3 protein-coding genes are annotated in these 2,195 nt (G+C 61.6%); all 3 read right to left on the bottom strand.

The genetic code is table 11. The annotated features are described in order from the left end of the window. On the bottom strand, window positions 1-1,081 hold a 1,081-nt coding region (locus X728_RS136995; protein ID WP_023833343.1), incomplete at its 3' end, for a heavy metal translocating P-type ATPase. Then, the gene (locus tag X728_RS137000) at window positions 1,078-1,575 is read right to left on the bottom strand and encodes a FixH family protein (RefSeq protein WP_023833342.1); all 498 of its coding nucleotides are present in this window, start codon (window positions 1,573-1,575) and stop codon (window positions 1,078-1,080) included. The genes X728_RS136995 and X728_RS137000, both read right to left, overlap by 4 nt. Next, a partial coding sequence (locus X728_RS137005) for a FixG Ig-like domain-containing protein (RefSeq protein ID WP_023833341.1) occupies window positions 1,572-2,195 on the bottom strand: 624 nt, incomplete at its 5' end. The genes X728_RS137000 and X728_RS137005, both read right to left, overlap by 4 nt.

Raw genomic sequence — 2,195 nt, 5'->3', positions numbered from 1 at the left:
TACGGCGATACCGGGCGCGACCACCTTCGGCGGCCTCCATCAACCGAACCATTTCCGCCAGGAACGAATCCTTGGCGGCCGCTGTCGCCTCAATCGTCAGCGGACCGGTGAGGTTGAGGACACCGGCCTGCACAATCTCCCCTGGCGCGACGTTTCGCGGCGTGCTCTCGCCAGTGACCAGTGAGCAGTCAAGATCCGACGCTCCATGAACGATCGTGCTGTCGACGGGGATTCTCTCGCCGGCTGCAATGAGCAGTTGCATCCCCGGTTCGATTTCGCCAACCGGCAAATAGTCCCGTGCGCCATCGCCGCGCAGCACCATGGCGCCACGCGCAGCCAACTGTGACAGGTTCTTTACCGCGGTCCGCGCGCGTTCGCGCATCACGTGATCGAGCGTGCGGCCGATCAACAGGAAGAACAGCAGCGATACCGACGCGTCGAAATAGGCGTGGTCGCCGTGGGTGATCGTCTCATAGAGGCTCATGGCGTAGGCCAGCGACACGCCGACGGCGATCGGCACGTCCATGTTCATGCGGCCGTGGCACAGCGCATTCCACGCCGACTTGAAGAAGATGCCGCCGGCGAAGGCCAGCGCAGGAATGGCGATCAGGGCCGAGACCCAGTGGAACAGGTCGCGGGTGGCGCCCTCGGCGCCGGACCAGACCGACACCGAGAGCAGCATGATGTTGCCCGCAGCAAAGCCGGCAACAGCGACGGCGCGGATAAGCTCCGAAAGCATCTTGTCCTTTGCATCAATCACGGTTTCGAACAAATGCGCCTGATAGCCGAGCCGGCCGAGCACAGCGACCAATGGTGGAGCCTCGTCGCCGCGCCAGCGGACTGAGACCCGCTTGGTTGACAGGTTCACGCGAGCTGCCTCGACGTGACGGAGTTTTCCCAAGGCCGTCTCGATCGTCTCGATGCAGGCGCCGCAATGAACGGTCGGTACCGACAGGTCGGTCTGATGAAGGTCGTCGCCAAGCGATCGGCTGGCCAGCCTGACCTCCTGGCTGGACGGCGGAACTGAAGTGGCACTGACAAGATCCAGCGCCGCTTCGGCGCCCGGTGCACAGCAGCTCATTTTAGCGCTCCATTGGAAATCATGACCCTGCGCACGTCGCGATAAGGTCTTGCCAGGCCGGCATCGGCGTCGATTTCGACAATCCACACTCCATCCCTTGGCACGTGTTGTGCTGCAAACTCCTGGCCAGAGACGAGGGCGAGCGTGACGGACTCATCCTCTTTCTCGTAAGCCGGATGGCGAAACAGCACCTTCACGCCATGCAGGGAAACCGGTTTGCCTGCGGCGTCGATGATGCCATAGCGGACTTCGTCCCATGCGATGGTCAACTGGCCGGTCCAGCCAAGCGCTGCCTGCGCACGGCCTTCCTCGGCCTTCTTGTTGAACTGCTGGCTGGCCACATAGGTGTTTTCGACGACAAGGCCGGTCCAGCTTGTGTTGGCAAGCGTCGCCATCGTCAGATTGACCGCGATGACCACACCGAAAAACGCAAGGATGATGGCCAACATGTGCCTGCCGGTGAATTCGCCGGGTTTTCGGGTGGTGGCGTTCATCTGGCGGTCTCCGGTGCGTTGAAGGTGGCGGTGTATTCGTTCGACTCGAAACTCGCTTTGTCCTCGACATGGAGTGTGAAGGTCTGCGCTTCGCCGTGGATCTGATCGGCAGGCACGCGCACGAAAATTTTCAGCATCTTCAGCCGGTCCGGCTCAACCTGGACCGCGAAGGAGCGGGCGGCCGGCAAGTCGACGCCAACGATGCTCATTTCTGCGCCCGCCAAGCCTCCAACGGTGACGACGATCGTTCTTGGCTCGGGGATCATATTCAAAAGTTTGACGGTGTAGCCATTGCGGATTGAGCCGTCCGACAGCGTCACGAATTGCGGGTTGCGGTCGTGCAAGACGTTGATTTCGAGCCGGTCGCGCGTCAGCAGCGAAAAGAGCAGGCCCAGTCCGATCAGCGACCACATCGTCATGTAGACATAGGTGCGTGGCCGAAAGATCTTGCGGACCTGGAAATGCGCCACCCTGTCCGAAAACAGGCCGTCATCCGTCCTGACCAGTGATGGATTGACCGAGCTGGCGCCGCCGGCGGTGGCCAGGATCATGTTGGCGTTGTAGTCGGAGAGCGTCGCGTAGGAGATCAGTCCTCGCGCTTTGCCGAGCTTGTCCATGAC

Source organism: Mesorhizobium sp. L103C119B0 (assembly GCF_000502235.1).
In the GTDB taxonomy this organism is placed as follows: Bacteria; Pseudomonadota; Alphaproteobacteria; order Rhizobiales; family Rhizobiaceae; genus Mesorhizobium.
The sequence above is the reverse complement of the archived record's forward strand: the minus strand, read 5'-3'. Positions and strand labels throughout refer to the sequence as shown.

Excerpts from the sequence above, each read along its gene's own strand:
- X728_RS137000 (WP_023833342.1), bottom strand. The coding sequence starts at position 1,575 with ATGAACGCCACCACCCGAAAACCCGGCGAATTCACCGGCAGGCACATG.